Raw genomic sequence first — 20,483 nt, 5'->3', positions numbered from 1 at the left:
CCATCTAGCGTGCAAAAAATAATCACTCATGACTCAATCTAAAAAAACGAGCACTTTTTTTTGACTTTAAACAAGTTAAGAAGGATTATCTGTTGCAGACCCTAACTGGATTCTGTAATTTTACTACCAGTTATCTTTAATCAGAAATTAAGTTGTGGAGCAACTATAATGACTATCAAAGTAGGTATTAACGGTTTTGGCCGTATCGGTCGTTTCGTATTTCGTGCAGCACAAACTCGTGATGACATCGAAGTTGTAGGTATCAACGATCTTATCGACGTAGAATACATGGCTTACATGTTGAAATACGATTCAACTCACGGTCGTTTCAACGGCGAAGTTGAAGTAAAAGATGGTAACCTAGTTGTAAACGGTAAAACTGTTCGCGTAACTTCAGAACGCAACCCAGCAGACCTTAAATGGAATGAAATCGGTGTTGACGTTGTTGCTGAAGCAACTGGTCTATTCCTAACTGACGAAACAGCTCGTAAACACATCGAAGCTGGTGCGAAAAAAGTAGTAATGACTGGTCCTTCTAAAGACGCAACTCCAATGTTCGTTAACGGCGTAAACTTCGAAACTTACGCTGGTCAAGACATCGTTTCTAACGCTTCTTGTACTACTAACTGTCTAGCACCTGTAGCTAAAGTTCTTAACGACAAATTCGGTATCGAATCTGGTCTTATGACTACAGTTCACGCAACTACTGCTACTCAAAAAACTGTTGACGGTCCTTCTCACAAAGACTGGCGCGGTGGTCGTGGTGCGGCTCAAAACATCATCCCATCTTCAACTGGTGCTGCTAAAGCTGTAGGTAAAGTACTACCTGAACTAAACGGCAAACTAACTGGTATGGCTTTCCGCGTACCAACTGCTAACGTTTCTGTAGTTGACCTAACTGTTAACCTTTCTAAAGCTGCATCTATCGATGAAATCAAAGCTGCAATGAAAGCTGCTGCTGAAGGTGAACTAGCTGGCGTTCTTGGTTACACTGAAGACGCAGTTGTTTCAACTGACTTCAACGGCGACACTCGCACTTCTATCTTCGATGCAAGCGCTGCAATCGCTCTAACTGACAAATTCGTTAAAGTTGTATCTTGGTACGACAACGAAATCGGTTACTCAAACAAAGTTCTAGACCTAATCGCTCACATTTCTAAATAATGTAAGCTGTTAGCTTAAAACTTGCAAAGGGCAGCGATTACGCTGCCCTTTTTTGTTGATCAGCCCTCTGGATCAGCTCTCATAAAATATGAACCACCCCTTATCTCGTCTTATTTATGCACTTATTCGTGAGTAACCGCTAAGTTAACCATCGTTCATATATTGAGTTGATACACTCATGTTACCCAGCAACGTAACGATGTAGGATTCACAAACTGAGTAATAAATTTGAGGAAACAAAATAGCACATGAGACGGCTTATGCTGGCTATGTTATTTTGGTATGCGTCGCTCCAGATAAAACCAGACACTGCAAAAGTGCAAATAAGGAACTGAACAATGGATTTACTTACCCTTCCTGTCGTCTCTACTCTCTCTGACCACATTGATGTAGTCGAAAAAGACGATATTAAAATTCTACGTGTTACCCACCCTAAAGCCAGCGCTGGTATTTCATTGCACGGTGCTCATATTCTCTCTTTTCGACCTGCCGGCCATGCCGACGTCATTTGGATGAGTAGCAAAGCAAAGTTTAATGGTACAGCCTCTATACGCGGTGGCATTCCTATTTGCTGGCCTTGGTTTGGGCCAATTGGTTCTCCTTCCCATGGTTTTGCCCGCATTAGCGAATGGACACTCATCGAACACCGTGAAAACGACCAAGGTGTCGTGATCTGTCTCGGCTTAGAAGATAGCGAAGAGACTCAAAAATTATGGCCTTACCAATTCTCGACTCGCCTATACGTGGAAATCGGTGACGAGTTAAATGTCTCTCTTGAGGTTACCAATACCGATGAGAAACCTTGGCTGTTCTCAGGAGCATTACATTCCTACTTGAATGTTGGCGACATTCATCAAGTAGAAACGACCGGTATGGGCGAACGTTACATTGATAAATTACAAGACAGCAAAGAGTGTGAAGGCCCAGATGTTTTAGCCTTAACAGGCCCTATTGATCGGGTATACACACAACCTGAACCGATCATCACCATTCACGACCCAGAGCTCTCTCGCCAGATCACCATTGAAAATCATGGCCACAATACCGCAGTGTTATGGAACCCTTGGGCAGATGGACACATGGCAGATATGACCGATGATGGTTACGCTACGATGCTATGTGTTGAATCGACCATCTACGCACCATGCATCTCTGCTGGACATACACTAGCACCCAATGAAAGCCATACATTGGCAACGACTATCCGCTTAGTTGAAGCGTAACTTCGTTTAATCGACCGAATAGAGAAAGGGGAATGATTATCCATAGATCATTCCCCTCTTTGGTATTAAACTACGGCCTTTATTTGAACAACCGAGATCCCCATGGCCTATTTGTGTCCCCTCTGCCAGCAACCACTCACGAAACAGAATCACGCCTACACCTGTGAGAATCATCATCAGTTTGATATTGCCAAAGAAGGGTATGTGAACTTAATGCCAGCTCACCACAAACGCTCTAAAGATCCTGGTGACAATAAAGAGATGACCCAAGCTCGCCGTCGTTTTCTTAATGGTGGTCATTACCATCCAATGCGCGCGCGTGTTGCCGAATTGGTTGAACAATTCATATATCAACCAGCGAGCGCCCTATTAGATATCGGATGCGGCGAAGGCTATTACACCTCACATATTGCCGATACTTTACTGGCTAATGAACACAACATGGAAGTTCATGGCCTAGATATTTCAAAGGTTGCCGTTCGCTACGCGGCAAAACGTTACCTCAATTGCCAATTTACCGTGGCATCAAGTCACCGCCTGCCCTTTGCTTCTGAGTCGTTGGATGCAGTAATACGTATTTATGCTCCTTGTAAACCGGAAGAGTTATTACGCTGTGTTAAGCCCGGAGGCATCATAGTTACAGTGACACCAGCAGCACGCCATCTATATCAGTTAAAAGAAAAAATTTATCAATCTGTTCGCTTACATGATGAAACCCCTGAACTATTAACTGGTTTTGTTCTAGAGCACAGCGAAAAAATACATTACGACATGAGCTTACCCGGTAGTGAAGCACGCGATTTATTACAAATGACCCCGCTTGAATGGCATGCTAGCGATGAATTCCGCGCACAGCTTGAAGCAACCGGTGTATTCTCTTGTGAAGCTGATTTTATGTTACGAATCTATCGTAAACCTCATTAACCAACACGTGGCAATTATCGTGATTTAAATCACAATTTAATAAGGTAAAAAGCGCTGTTCTGTGCTTGAAAATTGTTGTGAGTCATTGTTTTTACTCACTCATAGTCGGCAAAAAATCCGATAATTATCACACTAAATATAACTTTAGCTAACAAGATTAATAATTAACCTTATTTTTACCTAAAGTAGGCATAAAGCTTGCTGTTTAAGAAAGTGCTCAAACAATGTTAAAACTACGCAAGTTTTTCTTGTAATGGTCGATAACTACTTTGAGGATTGACTTAGGAGAGAAGAATGAACCCAGTAGGATCAGGATCAGCACATCTGCATTCCACCCAACCGGTGAAATCTCAAAACACAGCGGCACATTCTAGCTCGAAATCGGATAGCAGCTTTAGCCCCGCCCCACTTGTCGAACGCAAGGAAGGCAGTGACAAGGTTTCCCTCTCTGAAGAAGGAAAAGTGTTACTAAAAACCTTAAATCAGATTGATAAGACAGGCACGCTAACTCCCGCTAAAGAAAAGAGCTTAGGTGACAAGGTTGAATCCTTTACATACGGAGCATTGGGGTTGGAAAACCCTGATAAAAAAGGCGAAGAAGCGGAGAAAGACGGCTCATATTCAGCGGGGACCTACCTCAAAGCAGCAGCAACCATTGGTGGTATTCTGCTTGCTGTCGTGTAATAACGGCTGAACGAAACCTAACTTCTCTCTTTTTTCTTTTAAGCTCAGTCGAAAAAGGCACTTCTCAGTGCCTTTTTTTCGTTGCTAAACAAGCATTATTTATGAGGGTGGTTAATAAGCTGCAAGAATTAATTTTTGTTTTTATGAATCATGAGAGAAGCCACTAATACCAATAGATTCACAATGTTCTCAACCAAAAGCCCTTTATCTAATAAGAACCTGAGAAAATCACTCAAAAATTCTCAACTTTCCTATCAAGTCAATTAAAGCAATTCTCGACACTCTGTGGCTAGCTAGCGTTCTGCTGTACAAGGAAGCACTCGTCCTCATAGCTATTTTTTTGCATCATACTATCATAGCGGTAGTTATTGTAATGACAAAATCGCTTGGTGATCACAATCAGCGGTACCGCATTCGTAAGTAACTTTTGGACAAAAGTGAATTAGCGCACTTTCCCTAATATGCAAGTTTGGGATTAGGAAAAGTATGGTAGGCCGGCTTGTTCTAATGTATCTGAATCACTTATGTCTTTTTGAAACGATGCGACAAATAAGTTGGTCAGAAAACAAAGCTCACTTCTATTCTTGTTCAATTTCAGACTTCACTTTTTTTTACGGTACTAACCAGTCGTATTTGACTTTCAAACATGTGCTCCAGTTTCTCAATGACATCAGGCCTTACAATAATATCTGAACCTTTAATTTGAACTGATTCAACATCAAATTGTTTACCTCTAATCCACCAATGACGACAGGCTAATATCGGTTCTCCAAGTTGGTCCTTCCACTCAAGCTTTTCACCAAAATCGGGAGCTACGATATCCAGAATCATTAATAGTTCCGGTGGTGGTACCAGTAAAAGTTGACTACCCAGCCAATCCTTATACTTATGAATGCCCAGCAGTTGCGTCCAGATATTCGTTGGCCTTGAATGAATTACTATATCTCCCTCGCACCACCATAGAGAATTATCAAGCGGTAAAAATGGAAAGTGTCCTTCGCGAAGATATGAGCCTTCTGGTGCAACAGCAGCACCAGAAAATAACGTCAACAGCTGTTGAGGCCTTGAAAAACTATGTTTTTCATTCACATATTGTTCTTCAATGCAGCCTAGTTGTAGCCACCCTTCATATCTTGAGTCGCCAGTTACAACTTTGAGCTCCAGAGAATCAGGTTTCAACTTATTGGGTGTCGGCCAGTTGGGTCGTGGTACTCTACTATTGTAAATGGCTAGGTGCATGCGGACATCAGGTAATATTCCTTCAGCAAACAATAATTCATCACTTGACTCTAGTTCACATCTTAAACTCAACATTTGGTCATTTAAGACTGAAAAAAACAATTCATATTGCCAAAAGACTATTTCTACGGGAGGGTAGCCTTTTCCCTCTCTCCCTAACGATAATTTTAGTCGTTCACGAGTTCTTTCGGTATTAATTTCTTCATTTTCTAAACAGCTAAACTGTCTCCACATTCTTTCAGCTAATGATTTGTCACAAGAACATAACCACTCCAGAGAACTACTGAGATCATAATTAAAGATGTCTTTTGCATCTTCAGCTTTACATGGAGGGAGGTTGCTGACATCGGTTGGATGAATGTTTGTATTATACGTGAAGTCTATATTAGCCCTTTTCAGCAATGTAGAAGCTAGAACTGAAGCCCCAAAAATTTGAGAATTAGCATAACCAATCAATACATCTTTAGATTGATTGGTTACATCATAAGGAGCTTTCTCACTACGTACTAAAAGATAAAGAACTAACAAAAGATCAGTTGTTTTTGTATCTCGACTTAACCACCAACTCAATGGCCGTGCTATTGATTCCGGTGTGTAGGTGATGGCTTTAATCAAACCATCGAGGGCAGAGAGTTTTCTCGAAACTCTAGGTTCTGATAGCCTAGCGAGTAATAATAAAACAACGCCCTCATCTAACTCCCAATTAACCAGATCCGATTTATCAAATTTGGCAAACCACGTGTTTTCAGAGGTCAAGGGCAGACGCTTTGAGATTACTTCAAATGCCTCTTTCCAGGCATCAGCCGCTACTTGGTGATCTCCCCACTCAGAGATCCTGAAGATTAAATTTTTAGAAATACCTGCTCCGTAATCTGTATTTCTTAACCGGTAAGACACCTCCTCAGAGACCGTTTTTTCAGCTAGAGCTTTATCTAATGCAAGACCTTTATTGAGAATTTCTTTATGTGATTCCCCTCCAAAACTATACCAACCTCCGCCTCCTCTCGACTGGGTATAGGCTAAGGCGTAAGCTATTGTAGCAAGGGAGTATAATTCAACATTTTCCAAGCACTCCGCAAGATAAACGATCGGGTGCGCATCTGTTGAAAGTATTGAGACCTCTCTGGCGTAAAAATACAGTATCCTTTTAGCTCCGGCATGATCTCCACTATGAAACATTTCATCTAGCTTGTAAGACAAATAGATTGAAAGCTTCTGCAATGCTAATTTCTCTTTATATGTAACCGTTTCAGCGACTTTCCTAAGTCCCTTAATAAGATCAATGCTGGTTGGATTTTGAGGGAAAAGGGGATAGTCGAATATCAGTTCACAACCACTTACCAACTTTTTGGGGTTTGAATTGCTTCCTTGTTGGTAGCGTCCAGCTGAAGACTTTATGTTGAAATCAATTAAAAGGTTATACTTAGCCGCAGTACTTTCGATGACCTTAACCGCACTTTCCTTATAGCTTGTAGCATCATTCGAAGCTTCAGCTGACAATTTGACGAGCCGTTCACTCACTAGTTGAGGCATAACTGAGTTCAGAGACTCAATTGGCTCCAACCGTTCTTTAGCAACTTCCTCACCCTCATTCTCATATTCGACTTTGAATGGGATTGTTTCCCAAAGAGCGTTGATAAGAACTGGATGAACCTTACCTTGAAGGTGGGTAGCGACAGACTTCAAAGCATTAATCGTTGGCCAACTTTCTATTCCATCCTCTTCAGCTATAGTTCGTGCAAGAATAACAAGTGCGTTTACTGGATTCACTTCTAGTAAGGCATCAAACCATGCGTTTGGGGCGTGTTTAGTAGAGCGCCCATCAGTATGCCGAAGCACTGCTCCCACGTAAGGCTGAATGTACTCTAAAGCATCTAAAGCCAAGCTAGTAGATACATTGATAAGTACCGGAATTGTTTCTATTACGTCAAACAACGTAATATCTTTTCGCCATCCGTAGCCTGTTAAGTAAATTCCTACTTCGGACCAAGACTCAAAGGCTTTTTCTCTATGGCCAGTTTTAAATTCCATTAGAGCTCGCTGCATAGAATAGCTAGCGTGAATTGAATAATAGGACCCTCTGCAATTAAGGTAATTAATTTGTTCTGCTATTGTTGAGCATATTATTTCACTCGCACTTTCAGAGTCTGCATAAGGGAGTAATAGGTCAATGACCGTACCTACAGATATTGGACCGCCATCTTCTTGATCGAACCGTGTAGCAGTGCTTGTACTAACATTTTGGATTATTTCTAATACGTTTCTCCACTCATCCTCAGTTTCAATCAGGGTTAAACCTCGAGCTAAACTTTCCTTTATTAGGCCATGGATTTTGTATAAGTCACAAGCTCGCGGATTACCTGCAAACGGACGGACATCTTCGTTTAGCAATGAGAATATTGAACAAATATCATAGGGAGTGTTTGAACGTTTAGCTGACTCAGCTATTGTCAGTTCAATCACATATCGTAACCAGCACTTATACCAGCCAATGCCGTTCAACCTATTAGATTCATTTGCAATTATGCCTATTCCTGAGCTATTAAATGTGAGTATACGTAACGTTGCTTGCCAACTGTCAATGTTATGAGCCTCAGGCCAGTGAGAGTCTAGTCCTATATCAAAAGTTTCAAGCGTAGGGATATTACCTGAATCAATTACAGGTTTAGCCCCAAACTCCATACACATCACCGCTAATATAGGTGAGGAAGTAATAATAGTATTTGCTTCAACAGCAACCTCCATCGCCAAGTTAGCGTTTCCGTTTAGCTTGTGCTCGTCAGCGACTCCAAGCCTGAGCGCTATGCTTATAACGTGACATTCTGTGTCGAATCGACGAGCTAATTTAAGCATCGTGTTTTCGTATCCATTTTTAGCAAAACGCTTGGATACATTTCTAATGAAGCAGAGTCTGGGTGCATCAATAGTGTCTAACAAATACTCATAGAATCTGCGTAACATAGGCCATGCCCCGCCCAAAGTAATACGACCTTGTATTATCGCAAGATTTATTACTTCTTCTTCTGTTAGTTGTTTATTGGTGTCAAATTCTTCACCATAAGTTGACTCTCCCGGACTATTTTCAAGGTATAGATACTCGTTCCAAGGGGCAACTCCACCCGAATCATCAACAAGTAAACATGCCATTAAGCCATCCTCACGGGCTAAGGTTGGCTTTCCATCAAACAGTAAACGCTCAGCTAGACTCTCGCTACCAAACAGCTCTCCATATGATGCCCAAAAATCTCCCCATGAATGTCCTTCATCAAAACATGTTGCCAATGCTCGTCTAAGCTCGGCACAACGAACAATGATCGGCCAATTACACTCCCTACCAGCTATATCTGCCGCTATAGCTATGTTTGACTGAATAGCACTTATTGGGTGCCCATTGCTTACACTTTCAGCTACAAATGAATGGCTTACTAACTTATATAGCTCCTCGTGTTTTTGGGCTCTTCTCAATGCAGGTAACAAAAAACGATAGCTTTTAGAACTCCTATAAAAACCTTGTTGCTCTAACCAGGTAATGACTGGAGTCAGAACGCTATTTAAGTTATGCCCCTTCCTCTCTAGCTCATCTAGCATGAAGCGCCTAAAGCTTTCATGAAAAATTCGTACACCTCCCTGACCAGAGATGTCTGTCAGTACTGGAGACAAAGCACTTAGGGCTTGTGGAACATAGAAAGACATTAACGGGACTATTTCAGTCAGTTCTGCTTCACTAACTGAAAAGTCAATGACACTGAATAGGTCAGCTATAATTTGAGTCTGTGTAGATATCTTCTTGTATAAATATTGATAATAAACCGCAATATCCCCATCAATAGATGGTGAAAGTTGAAGCCAATCTAGTGGTGTATCTGATATTCCATTCTTAATCTCAGATATTAGCCCTTTACACAGGTACCTTACGTAAAGAGGATTCCCATCACTTTTATCAGAAATAGTTGAAAGAATTTCATCTACTTTTTCGTCAGCTTCAATTCCAATAGACTTTATGGCCTGCTTAACACCATGTATTTTTGCTAAAGCCTTAGCTTCTGCGCTACTCCAACTGGGTAGGTTATATATAAAAACATCGTTTTCACGCCTAGATACTATTGGTTTTAAGTGTTCACCGGGCTGTGAGCCCACAATTATCTTTACCCCCTGGGGCAGTGACATAGAAGATAGACGTTCTATTATATCAGTCTCATCATCACTAAGCGTATTTGATGACGATCTGACTCTAGATATATGATCTAAGCCATCAACTATGACAACCACCTCTCTTCCTAATGAAGTTGCTTTCTCTAGTGCAGATTCAAGTGTATCCATGTCTGCAGCAAGCCGATTTAAACCATGGCTTATCTCCGGCGCAACTTCGTGTAGCTCAGCAATGATATTTGCGAAAAACACATCGGTTGTGACCCTTCGCTCTATTAATTCATCACCAGGCTCTAGGTAGCAATAGTGGCGAGCTACTATAAAGTCATTTGCAAGTTCTTCGGCTAGACAGGTTAAATCCCAGGATTTTCCAGCACCAGGTGGCGCAGTTAAGATGTGAAATCCATCATTAGAGATCTCATCTTTTAGCTTTTGCCTAAATGCAGGTCGGTTATAAAAGTGATTTTTATCTAAAGGGAAAGCTTGTGAAACACGACCAAAGTCCGTCCTAATCTCTAAACTTTTGGCTATATCTTCGGGATATAAAGTAGCCTCTTGCGTTCGAGCCAAGTTAGCTAACGAAACAGCTAAAGCAGCAACATCTTCGCTTTGTCTACCTAGATTAGGATACTGACCTATGCCTACTGATTCCTTAAGTAATTTAATAACTGAATTTTCTAAGGGGCCGGGAGCTAGAAGATCCGTTGAAGCAAGAGGTAGGTTAAGTTCAATGATAAATTTGTCGCAAAAATCAACGAAGTCACCTCTTTCAAACTCTGCTGCAGCATCTGTCGATTTATCTAGAACTTCCCATATAGGCGCATCATTTACTGGCCATATTTTCTCTGGCCTTAACTTAAAAAAACTTACACTTGTACCTTCAAATGTAGGCTCCGCATCAACAGCTTTAATAAAGTTACTTAGTTCGTCTGATGCATTTGGTGATTGCCAAGTTGCACTTAACCTATACTCTTCCACAGCGTAAGGGCTTCGAACGTGAGTTAACACTAATCTGTCTATACGAAGCGTTGACTGACTGCCAGTAAAATCGAGTCGCTTTATAGTTCTTGATGCATCGGGACTAGACTTTATTTGTTTTCGAAATACCTTATCTGATATGGTAACTTCCAAGTCATCTAATCGATCATCTTCAACTTGCTTCTTATCTACGGTAACACTTCCACACTTACCTAAGATGCTCTGAATTAAAAAATGAGCTGTAGCAATGTCTTGATACCGATACCCTGAATGAGCAGGCTTCAAATTCCCTTTATTTTTAATCATCTTGTTCTTTTATATAGTTGTTTCATGCCCAATCAATGCTTTTTTTAAGCTACTTCAGTTTGAGTCATATCTGGAGTAAGTAGTATGGCTTGTGCTCTGTTAACATATAGATGGCTTACCCTTAGCTTTGCGACCATGAGATTATGCCGCTACGAACATCATAACAAACTAAGCGCACAGTCCACTATTTGTATAACTAGATCAAGAATTACCAACAGAAAACATGTCTCTCATCGAAGGCTAAATGATTTGGGAGAACTTCTGCACTAAAAAGTGCCGAATGTAACAATTCTGGATACAAGCGTTTTAGGTATGTTGCCCTAAAGTACTTCGTTCAAATTAGAAAAGTATCTTGAAACCTTAAATGTTTGTTATGCGCGTGCTTTAGTATGTAAAGAGTCTACTAATTTCACATACGCTTGAAAAGAATGGATTATGTAATCTAAACTACCTTTTTCTAGCACTATATTACGCCCTAAACGTCTTATTGAACCATTTGGATACTTAGCCCCATCAGGATCTTGTAAGCCGTCATGATGGAATAGATTAGGAAGTGATTGAATAAGGTCATTGATGATCTCAATGCGATTGCCTTTGTTAAAAATACAACCATTACTATGGACACATTTATTTCTCAGCACTCGAAGTTGGTCAATAGCCAACCATTCTTGAGATGACGATATCTCAGGATAATGACGAGATAAAAAGTTATGAGCTTTAACTATCCCATTGCCATCAAAGTTATCAGGTTTCTTACCAGCTAATTCCTTATGATAGCTACGGCATAAGCCAAGCAAATCCACTTCATATATACCGTAAATTGTTTGAAATACTGATCTTCTATTGAGGCTGGGAAAGAACTCAAGGAAGGTTTCCTCTAAGCAAACATCTTTATCAGATAAACCATGGTAATGTTCAATATGGTCATATATCTCGTCTTCTGCGCTTATCTCGATTTCAAAGCTCTCTGGACCATTAGCTTTGAATTTTCCAATTTCAGCTGAAATTGTTGCTTCAGTTTGGCTGACAAGCGATAACATAATTTCGTCAGTAAACTGTAGAACATTAACGTATGGGATCTTGTTTGCATTAATTGTCATAACTACCTCATATGAACTATCCATAGCGCAAAACGCCTTGCTCACCATAAAACTAGGAGCGTAGCGAGTAATTTTTCCACGTACAGCAACTTGTTAGCAGCTTTTCGCTACTTCCATTTTTCAAGACCTTCGGCAATGCCAAACAAGCTAGACACAACATGGTGTAACATTTGAAATCCCTGATAAACAAAAGGTGCAGCCCTATCAATTTCGATAAGCTTAAATGCCTCTTCAATTTTGCTGCTAGGCAAATGTGCATCAGCATGACGTAATTCGTATACACCAACCAATGATGAGGTAATCTTTCGAACCAATTCCCTGTCATATTTTGAAGCCAATAAATTCTCCAAAGACTTCAATGACCCCCATTTTTCCTTTTTCGGTGGGGTAACAATAGTTTGCATTGCTTGGGCATCAAGGCTATCTGCAATTAGTCTCGCAAGATCTTTTGCTAATGCAAAAAAAGACTGTTCATCTACAGCTCTAAAACGATGGGTTTTCTCAATGAGTTGAGGGATTGCATCATGCTCGCGAAATATCTGGATATTAAGCTTCTCCATTGCCAACTTGTTTACAAGCTCAATACCTTGACCTAAAAATTGTTCTGGAGCTTTCGTATCAGCGGGTTGGGCTTTCACTTGAGATGCAAGTAACTCATTGGAAACTCCTCCTTCTGGAGTAATGTTGTAGCCAGCCCAAATCTGTTGCTGCCACTCTGGCAGAAGCCCTATATCTTTTGCATATACGTTAATTAAGCCGAGTTCGTTAACTCCAAAATGGACACCGTAACCATGACTACAAGAAACACTACCAGTTTGCGCGGTATAAAAGGAGAGATGACCACCTCGTCTATGGCATAAAGCCATTATAACCTCGGGTTTAAACCACACCCACTTGCCAGAATCAATGAGATCTCGCCCACATGACTTGTTGCCTTCTGCATCGACCACAAAAAATGTAGTCGGCTGTGTCTCATCTCCACGAACCTTGGGGCTGATTGCCCCTGGCAGGATCACTTCGTTTCGCCATAGTTCGCCAGATACCCTATAGAGTTTTCGACCTTCGAACTCTCTTTCCCAAGACTCTCCATGAGTATTTTCGTCGGTAGGAATACCAGATATCTCTGGTACATCATCAGTTTCATCCACATCCGTTCTAGCCACATGAAAGACAGCCATCTTTCCACCAAACGGATTTCCACCTTCATGAATCTCTGCGACTCGGCCTTCCCAGCGATTTAGCTCATCTTCGTATTTATTATTTCCATTTTCCCAGACAATATGGGACGCATCGCTAAGAATGGTATCTCTATTAAAGTAATGCGTCATATAGAGTGCCATATCTCTAGCGCAGAGATAATCTTTCAAATATTGAGATTTGATTTCCAATAAAACAGGCTTGTTGTTTTCAGAAAGATCCAGTCGCGCAACTTCAACATAGCCATCATTTGGGCAAACCCAAGAATTACCTTCTCGTTTCAATCCAAGTGTGACTACTAAATCTTGATTCAGATGCCAAACATTGGGGCCATCATCTTGAGACATTTGGTCTAAGACAAGGTGGACTCCTTCAAACTCACCACCGTAATCTTGATAAACTTCTGCTGGTATATATTTACCATCATCAACCCAGCCCGAGTGATTATGACTGATTCCAATATCCATCCAGCCAAGTTTCTTTGCTTCTTCAACTTTATCATTCGGCACAGCTATTGAGCCACTACCGAAAAAGTCCTCCTTGTAGCCCTCGTAGCCATATCTCCCTTTCTTCTCTTTATTTAATACTGAGCGCAGTGGAATCCAGACTGACTTGCTGAAGCTTTTACGTCGGATATCTTGCATTTCAAACCATTCTTGATTCACTCTATTTCTCCGATGTTTGAGTATTGAGGGCTTCTAATGCTTTATAGACGGACTTTTTCCGTCCTTACATTCCGTCTATGTTGCAGCCATTTATTATGAAACTCAACTAGTATAAAACTGTTATGTGAATCGGCATATAGTTGTCGAGTCGAATTACGGAAAAATCCCTTATAAGAGATCAAAGTATGGATTAGATTAGCTTGGTCTATTGGAGTACTGCGCAGGTGTTCCGTATGCAGGTTCTGAGAAGGTTTGGGGCAAAACTCATTTACAGCATAAAACCCAAAGCGCTTCTGTCACAATTAGCCAAAAGGTATATTTTTATTTAAGTAAAGCCCCATAAGATAAGGAGTTAGAATGAAAGTCTACCTCGATGATGAACGACAAACTCCGGATGGATGGCACAGAGTTTACTGGCCTGAAGAAGCCATTGCATTACTCAAGCAAGGGACAGTAACGGAAATTAGTCTTGATCATGATCTAGGTGATGATGAGCACGGCACTGGATATGATGTGGTTTTGTGGATTGAAGAGGCGGTTGCAACTCAAGGTTTTCAACCACCTATAATACGGGTTCACAGTGCGAACTCATCTGCAAGGCAGAAAATGGAGTTCGGGATTGCTAATATCAAACGCTTAAGTATGTTAGCTTGAATCAATATGATAAAAGATTCGCCACGCTCTATTTATCTGTATCTACATAAGTTGAATTACATAAACAGTAGCGGCTATAACGAAAATTGCTGCTACTTTTAGCGAAAACAATATCAATTGTCCCTTGTATCTATAAGAAATCCCTTGCTCAAGTTCATGTAGTTCAATCTTTGTACGCTTTTCTTGATATAACAATATGCCATCAAGTATTTTTGAAACCATTCCTGATTCCCACTGTTCATAAAATTTCAATCTTTCAGCAGAAGGGAAATCATCAATGTGGTTTCTGCTTCTGATTGAAGCCGCTATCTGGTCTACAGTTCGTCTCTTTTTCAAAAGCACCGGCATTGCCCCAGTAAGTTAATTAATAATCCGCTGATTTTAAGGCGCGTATTTTAGAAATCAGTTCACTAGTAACGCCCTTTCCAGACTCTGAACGTAAGTAACGATCCAGATAATGTTGCAATAGCTCTTCAGAGCCGACATCACCACAGACGTACCATTGGGCATTTAATCCATGTGCGTGAGCTATCATCCGACGCACAGGGTCGTTATCGTCCATTTGCATCCTGAAAGGTAACTCTGTGTCAGGCGCTAATTCATCACTGGGAAACACACCATGTTCAATAAGGTATGCTCGATTGTAAAAAGTCCCCAACGGGTAAAGTAGTAGCCCCGCTTCTGATGCCGCATTTCTTAGCTTTTCGATAGCCTGACAATCCGGTTCTACCATTTCTAAAAGTGTCTTTGTTCGAGTATTGAACTATTCTTGATACTTGGCATGTACACTTGCATTACGGTGAAAATATTCATTCGAATAGAACAAACTAAGCATGTCAAAATATAAAACCTTCACTGAAACCACCTAGTACGTATTAGGCATAATTAAAATGGTGCTTCATGAAAAAGTCCAGATAGCATCCTCTTTCTAAAGCTCTTTCTTCAATTTGCTTCCATAACACCGGTAAATAGGTTTTAAGAACCTCCGCATCCGATTGGTGGTATTCATCCACACAGTCTCCAGTTGCAGCTTTTAGCCACTCTGCGGGGGTTAAAATGGTTAGTGATTGATGAAAATACTCAGGAACCGCTGCGCGTATTGATTCTTCGCTACCGCTAGCAACATAAATCGTGACGCCTTCGCCCGTCGCATAATAATGGCTAACACCGATGTAGAACATATCAACTCCTTAGAAGCTTATTGCTTGATGAAATATCATTGCCGATTATAAAAATACTGAAACTACACGTTCACGAAATCGTCCCAACCAGATTTCATCAAAAATATCGTCAGCCCCACGGCCTGATGAGGAAGGTTTGGATTGAATTCCCCAATCTAACTGGCTATATCCTTTGATAGTTTTTGCGGGCACAGATTCAACTTCACTGCATTGATTGGTTGCTTGTAACTCTGGAGCGCACTCTTCTTTACCGATTTTGGCAAAGAGACATGTTTCAGGAATGTCATGCTCTATACGCTCCGCATATTCAATTAAATTCTGCTCTGCAAATGTATAAAGCCAGGCTTGCTGATTTGGACTATCGTTGACTCGCAATATCCGGCCAAGCACCTGTCTAAAGTAAAGTTCTGTTTTTACAGCGCTGATATGACAACACACCTGTAAGCGGGGAATATCGGTACCTTCACTTATCATGCCGACACTCACAATCCATTGGGTCGTTCCTGTTTGATAAGCCTTAATTTCAGATTGAGGATCATCATGATGGTAGGTTACTAATGTTGCTGACTGACCAAATTTTTCAGTCAATATTTTTTGTACTTGTTTTGCATGCTTCACTGATGACGCAACAACAAGACCTCCTGCATTAAAAGACTCTTTCCGGATTTCATTAAGTTTCTGGCATCCTAAGCCGAGGATATACTCCATTGCTTGAGTATTATGAATTACATCCTGATACGACGTCTTTGATTGCTTAAGGAGATCAAGAATAGAAGCAAATGATTTTCTCTCCGAACCTTCTGAAATCGTTAAATGTTCATTATCAACCAAAACTAATTTTGGCTTACGGCAAACGTTGTCAGCTATAGCTTGGGCTAAGCCATACTGATAATCACAAAATAGCTTGCCTTCCGGATCACTATATTCCGCCAAAACAATCGGAAATTTATCTGAACGCCAGGGAGTTCCCGACAGAGCTAACGTATAGGTAGCTACACCTTGAATACGAGCCAATATTTGTTGCCCCCAAATATTAGCTCTGTCTGGTTCATCGCCAGAACAATGGTGAATCTCATCAAACACGACAAGAACTCTATATTTTTCAATAGTTCGCAAAAAGTCATCGCCTAAATACTGGATTGACTGATAAGTGAGTGACTGACCTATTGAGCCTAGACTTCCGTTGAATGGGCAATTGATGGTTATCGAAAACGTAGCCCTCATGCCATCAGCTACAGAAACAGAAGGTGAAAAACAAAGAATGAGGTCAATCATACCTTTATCGAGTAATGTCTTAGCGAGTGTCGCTGACATAATGCTTTTACCGGCTCCAGGTGTCGCCTGACAGAAGAAATGGTTAGAACCAGATTCGTATTTTTCCATCGCATGAGTAATGCATTCTGCTTGCCATTTTCTTAACATACTACGCTCGCTCATGTGACAATGAATTCAGCATATTCGTAATTGCATTAATGTTGCCCATAAACAAAGCTGCCTTTTCATTAGCGGCAACGTTCAGACGTTCAAGAAGCTGAAATTGCTCAGGATATTGTTCTTTTAACGTTTTGTACTTATCTATCTCACCCAAAGTAACTTCCAGTTCTCCCTTTAATCTGTTGCGCTCAACCGTTAATTCTGAGTAGTCGTTACTATCATGATTTGTAACTGATACTTTTGGGTGGCTCTTTCTTACACGTGATTTAGGTTTCCGAGGCTCAAAAGAGAGAGCATTAAATTCGTCCGTTTTAAAGTAACGTTTTTCTCTACCAGAACCTTCACAGCGCAACCATCCACTTTCTATGCACTTTAATAATTGTCGATAAACAATCTTTCGAAGTTCATTGATATCTTTGGGACTTTCAGGGAACAAGCGAGCGATATCTCGGGCCTCAACAACGGAAAACCCATCCATCTTTTTTTCTATCAACAACTTATAAATATATTCATTTATTTTTTGAGAATGTTTCACATACAACTCCAAAACACCAAAAACTTAGGATTGCTAAGTATACAAAAATAAGTAAAACTTAGACAATCTAAGTTATCGAAGGATTTAAGAGAAATGAATCGTCTGTGGAAGACAACCCGATACCTACACGGCTTAAACAAGCTCGTAAACATGCCAAAATTACCCAGAAAAACTTGGGAATAATGATCGGTATGGATGAGAGCTCGGCAAGCGGCCGAATGAACCATTACGAAAAAGGGCGGCATACACCAGATATCAGCACATTAAAAAAAATGGCTGATGCTCTTGGCGTTCCGTTGAATTACTTTTTTTGTGAGGACAATGAATCTGCTGAGTTAGCTACTGCGATTTCGAAGCTGACGATAGAACAAAAGAATCAAGTGATTGAGTTTATTCATAACCTGCAAAAAGAGGATATATAAGATTTAATGTTGATCTGTACTAGATTATCTAATTACTTGGATTGAAGATCCACTTTGAAAGTCGCCTGGATGACACCTTGGATATCTAGTCAAAATTAGATTACACAAAATTCTGTACGCCCTCACATCAACTCTCCCGATTATACTTACACTTTTTAATCGGGAGAAAACCTTGCTAAATCAGTATTATAGTTTAATCGGTGTTACAACTGCATTTTGTTCTAACAGCTCTTGTTGGAGGTCAAATACCCTAAAGCGAAGCCTAGCATTTTCAGCCTCTAACTGCTTTCTGGCTTCAACTGCATTGTTTCGTTGCACCCTGTATTTATCCTTAAGCTCATTGGCTTTTTTTAAGTCGTGTTTTAGCCTATCAAGCTCAGACAAAGGGACATCCAACTCAATATCTAAGCCCGTTGTCATAGCCTTATCGCGGTTGTGGTTGTATTCGTCGATCACAGGTTTAGCGTAAGCCACAAACTCTTTAAACTTATGGACATAGCTATTGCCAAGCTGGGCTTCATTATTGATCCGGTTTAACGTGAGCTTACCCATCGCCTTGACATGAATTGGCTTACCATCTAATAGTCGCTGAAACGCATTGACCAGTAACCCCTCGGCCTTGCAGGTTGCCTTATACTCTACTTTCATGACCACACCGCCTTAATATCATCATTGAAGTTATCAAAAGGGATGCTGTGTTTGACTAGAGTTGGTTCAATAGACTGAATCTTCTTTTTTCTGGCATCCAGAATCAACTCATTGGCATAATCACCCATGTCATTGATTGCTCTGAATGAAGCAATGAGGTTGTCCCGCTCCCTTGAAAGCCTTTTAGCCGCTTTATCAGTGATAATCTTATGCGTACAAGGAGCTTCAACGATATCCATCAGTGAGCAGAGGCGCTCACAATTGCGGTTGGTGCAGTACCCCCCCGTAGGCAGTAATACAATGGATTTGTCACCAGACCTTACCAAAGCTAACAATTCACTTCGTGACATAACGATTTGTTCACCTTGTGCTAGCCGCTCAGCTTTATTCTGGGCTATACGCTCGCCTTCTGCACCACTTAAAATGTCGGATACATTGTAAATATCATCCCATGCATCGACCGCTGAACTTTCAATGGCTTCATCAAACTCACTCATCAGCTTTGTATCCATTAGCAGTTGGTTAGTACGAGCCAGTTCGGAGTAATTCGCATACCAATTGGACATATTAATATTGCGGTGTTTAAGCTGATATTTGACTGTGAGTGCGTTGCCCAGACGGTTCTTCACCATAAAAACCACAAAACTCCGCCTTAAATCATGTGGACTAAACCTTGGTAAACCGCCTCCGACTTTTAAGCTCCCTGCGCGGTCTGGATTTAACAGATCGAATTCTTCAACATCTTCAGCGGTCGCAGTAATGTTGAACTCATTCATGTTTAATGCATCAACCGCCCCGTCAATACTGTATTGTAACGATGCTTTATTTATGAGTGCTTCACTGCCATAAGGAATATCAGAAGAAATAAAAGCACTCTCAAGATCTTGTCGCATTGCATTATATTTGTCTTTAGTTAACTGACCATTTTGATAGGCGTCATCCAGTTTCTCTAACGAATATTTCCTTGCGGCTTGCGTGGCGTCAAAAGCTAACTCCAGTGCCAGTTTTGCGATAGGGGCAGTATTCCACGATGTATATATCTTTTCGCCCTTATTTCCTTTTGTAGAAAAACCTGAAACCTTCGGTACATCAGCCAGTGAATCGTCATAGCTATCTTTGTTCATGGAAAGCAACTCTTCCTTTCGGGCAGCGGAGAATATCCCCACACAGATAAAGCACATCCTGAGCAATTTACCTAACCAATTTCCTCGCCTGTGAAAAGAGAAATTAGGAATGGCATTTCGTTCAGGCCACCTCCTTGTTCTTCTAGCTATCCTTCTGGAGAATACCTGCATTTGCCTCTCGTTTAGGGTTCTCCAACCCAGAGCTTCAAACTCAACATTGTACATTTCATCCTGATAGGCATATAACTTTTCCATCGCATCTGAAATCTGATGGCGATAGGGGTGATAGGTTTCCACAAAATCAACAACTGTCCTTAAAATACTGACATGAATAGCTTCAGGAAATGCTATCGCTTGCCCCTCACCAGCATCAGGGTTATTCCACTTGATATACTCTTTTTTATTGACATAACGCGTTACAAGACCGGCTCTATTCAGTGCATTAATCGTCGACGCAATGTATCGGCACACACTTTCACCGCCAACCCCATGCAACATTTGGGAACACCTTTTCCATTCTCGCTCGCTCGAAAGCGAACTGAACTCACTATTTCCCCAACGTATTGCAAGTGTGTTTAATTGATTCCTACACTTTATCAACGAGCTAACAGCTCCATGGGAGCCAGAGTTTGATTTTTCCTTTTGGTATTGAATCAGTGCATAGAGATAAGACTGAATATCGTGACGGTACTTCTCATCAATATATCCAAAAGAGACTGTTTTTTTATTCTGGTTCAGGGCGGTAAAGTCCCACTTTTCGTCAAAAACTCGTGACACACCATTACCGTTAGAATCAAACGTCACATATGGATTTTCAGCGAGTTCTTGGCGAAGTTGTATAAGCTTTTTAGACATA

Annotated in this window: 16 protein-coding genes; 6 read left to right on the top strand and 10 right to left on the bottom strand. The window is 40.9% G+C overall.

Annotated elements, in window-relative coordinates; translation table 11 throughout:
* Nucleotides 1-168: 168 nt before the first annotated feature.
* The 4 genes from gap to I1A42_RS04895 all read left to right on the top strand — a co-directional run bounded on the left by gap (nt 169) and on the right by I1A42_RS04895 (nt 3,995).
* Nucleotides 169-1,164 (top strand): type I glyceraldehyde-3-phosphate dehydrogenase, encoded by a 996-nt coding sequence (gene gap / locus I1A42_RS04910; RefSeq protein ID WP_196122812.1) that lies wholly within the window; start codon nt 169-171, stop codon nt 1,162-1,164.
* 338 nt (nt 1,165-1,502) lie between these two features.
* A complete protein-coding gene (locus I1A42_RS04905; RefSeq protein WP_161154915.1) occupies nt 1,503-2,387 on the top strand; it encodes a D-hexose-6-phosphate mutarotase in 885 nt (294 codons plus the stop codon).
* Nucleotides 2,388-2,489: 102 nt separating this feature from the next.
* On the top strand, nt 2,490-3,311 hold the full coding sequence (gene rlmA / locus I1A42_RS04900; RefSeq protein WP_161154913.1) for a 23S rRNA (guanine(745)-N(1))-methyltransferase: 822 nt from the start codon (nt 2,490-2,492) through the stop codon (nt 3,309-3,311).
* Between the two features lie 294 nt (nt 3,312-3,605).
* On the top strand, nt 3,606-3,995 hold the full coding sequence (locus tag I1A42_RS04895) for a hypothetical protein (protein WP_161154911.1): 390 nt from the start codon (nt 3,606-3,608) through the stop codon (nt 3,993-3,995).
* Between the two features lie 594 nt (nt 3,996-4,589).
* On the opposite strand, the gene I1A42_RS04890 is transcribed toward I1A42_RS04895, so the two are convergent.
* From I1A42_RS04890 to I1A42_RS04880, 3 genes are all read right to left on the bottom strand, one after another.
* Nucleotides 4,590-10,667: an ATP-binding protein gene (locus I1A42_RS04890; protein ID WP_196122811.1), complete on the bottom strand. Its 6,078-nt coding sequence runs from the start codon at nt 10,665-10,667 to the stop codon at nt 4,590-4,592.
* A 371-nt stretch (nt 10,668-11,038) separates the two neighbouring features.
* Nucleotides 11,039-11,767, bottom strand: coding sequence for a hypothetical protein (locus I1A42_RS04885; protein WP_196122810.1), 729 nt, complete (start codon nt 11,765-11,767; stop codon nt 11,039-11,041).
* A 107-nt stretch (nt 11,768-11,874) separates the two neighbouring features.
* Complete coding sequence (locus I1A42_RS04880; RefSeq protein ID WP_196122809.1) at nt 11,875-13,629, bottom strand: hypothetical protein; 1,755 nt, start codon at nt 13,627-13,629, stop codon at nt 11,875-11,877.
* Nucleotides 13,630-13,986: 357 nt separating this feature from the next.
* Between I1A42_RS04880 and I1A42_RS04875 the strand changes: the two genes are divergently transcribed.
* Entirely contained in the window at nt 13,987-14,283 is a 297-nt protein-coding gene (locus I1A42_RS04875) for a cyclic-phosphate processing receiver domain-containing protein (protein ID WP_196122808.1), read from the top strand.
* A 42-nt stretch (nt 14,284-14,325) separates the two neighbouring features.
* Here the strand turns inward: I1A42_RS04875 and I1A42_RS04870 are convergent, their stop codons facing one another.
* The 5 genes from I1A42_RS04870 to I1A42_RS04850 all read right to left on the bottom strand — a co-directional run bounded on the left by I1A42_RS04870 (nt 14,326) and on the right by I1A42_RS04850 (nt 17,433).
* Nucleotides 14,326-14,631, bottom strand: coding sequence for a hypothetical protein (locus I1A42_RS04870; RefSeq protein ID WP_196122807.1), 306 nt, complete (start codon nt 14,629-14,631; stop codon nt 14,326-14,328).
* Nucleotides 14,632-14,647: 16 nt separating this feature from the next.
* On the bottom strand, nt 14,648-15,016 hold the full coding sequence (locus tag I1A42_RS04865; RefSeq protein ID WP_230389335.1) for a hypothetical protein: 369 nt from the start codon (nt 15,014-15,016) through the stop codon (nt 14,648-14,650).
* 142 nt (nt 15,017-15,158) lie between these two features.
* A complete protein-coding gene (locus tag I1A42_RS04860) occupies nt 15,159-15,464 on the bottom strand; it encodes a hypothetical protein (RefSeq protein WP_196122806.1) in 306 nt (101 codons plus the stop codon).
* A 45-nt stretch (nt 15,465-15,509) separates the two neighbouring features.
* The gene (locus I1A42_RS04855; RefSeq protein ID WP_196122805.1) at nt 15,510-16,886 is read right to left on the bottom strand and encodes a DEAD/DEAH box helicase; all 1,377 of its coding nucleotides are present in this window, start codon (nt 16,884-16,886) and stop codon (nt 15,510-15,512) included.
* A gap of 1 nt (nt 16,887) precedes the next feature.
* On the bottom strand, nt 16,888-17,433 hold the full coding sequence (locus I1A42_RS04850; RefSeq protein ID WP_196122804.1) for a hypothetical protein: 546 nt from the start codon (nt 17,431-17,433) through the stop codon (nt 16,888-16,890).
* A 104-nt stretch (nt 17,434-17,537) separates the two neighbouring features.
* Here I1A42_RS04850 and I1A42_RS04845 point away from each other — a divergent pair, with 104 nt between their 5' ends.
* The gene (locus I1A42_RS04845) at nt 17,538-17,855 is read left to right on the top strand and encodes a helix-turn-helix domain-containing protein (RefSeq protein WP_196122803.1); all 318 of its coding nucleotides are present in this window, start codon (nt 17,538-17,540) and stop codon (nt 17,853-17,855) included.
* A gap of 186 nt (nt 17,856-18,041) precedes the next feature.
* Here I1A42_RS04845 and I1A42_RS04840 read toward each other — a convergent pair whose 3' ends face one another.
* Together I1A42_RS04840 and I1A42_RS04835 are read right to left on the bottom strand one after the other, a co-directional pair.
* On the bottom strand, nt 18,042-18,503 hold the full coding sequence (locus tag I1A42_RS04840) for a hypothetical protein (protein WP_196122802.1): 462 nt from the start codon (nt 18,501-18,503) through the stop codon (nt 18,042-18,044).
* Entirely contained in the window at nt 18,500-20,482 is a 1,983-nt protein-coding gene (locus I1A42_RS04835) for a site-specific integrase (RefSeq protein ID WP_196122801.1), read from the bottom strand. Before I1A42_RS04835 ends, I1A42_RS04840 begins: the two co-directional genes overlap by 4 nt.
* Between the last annotated feature and the right edge of the window lies 1 nt (nt 20,483).

The sequence above is a fragment of the Vibrio nitrifigilis genome, from assembly GCF_015686695.1.
Classification (GTDB): Bacteria; Pseudomonadota; Gammaproteobacteria; order Enterobacterales; family Vibrionaceae; genus Vibrio; species Vibrio nitrifigilis.
This window is presented reverse-complemented; position numbering and strand designations above follow the sequence as displayed.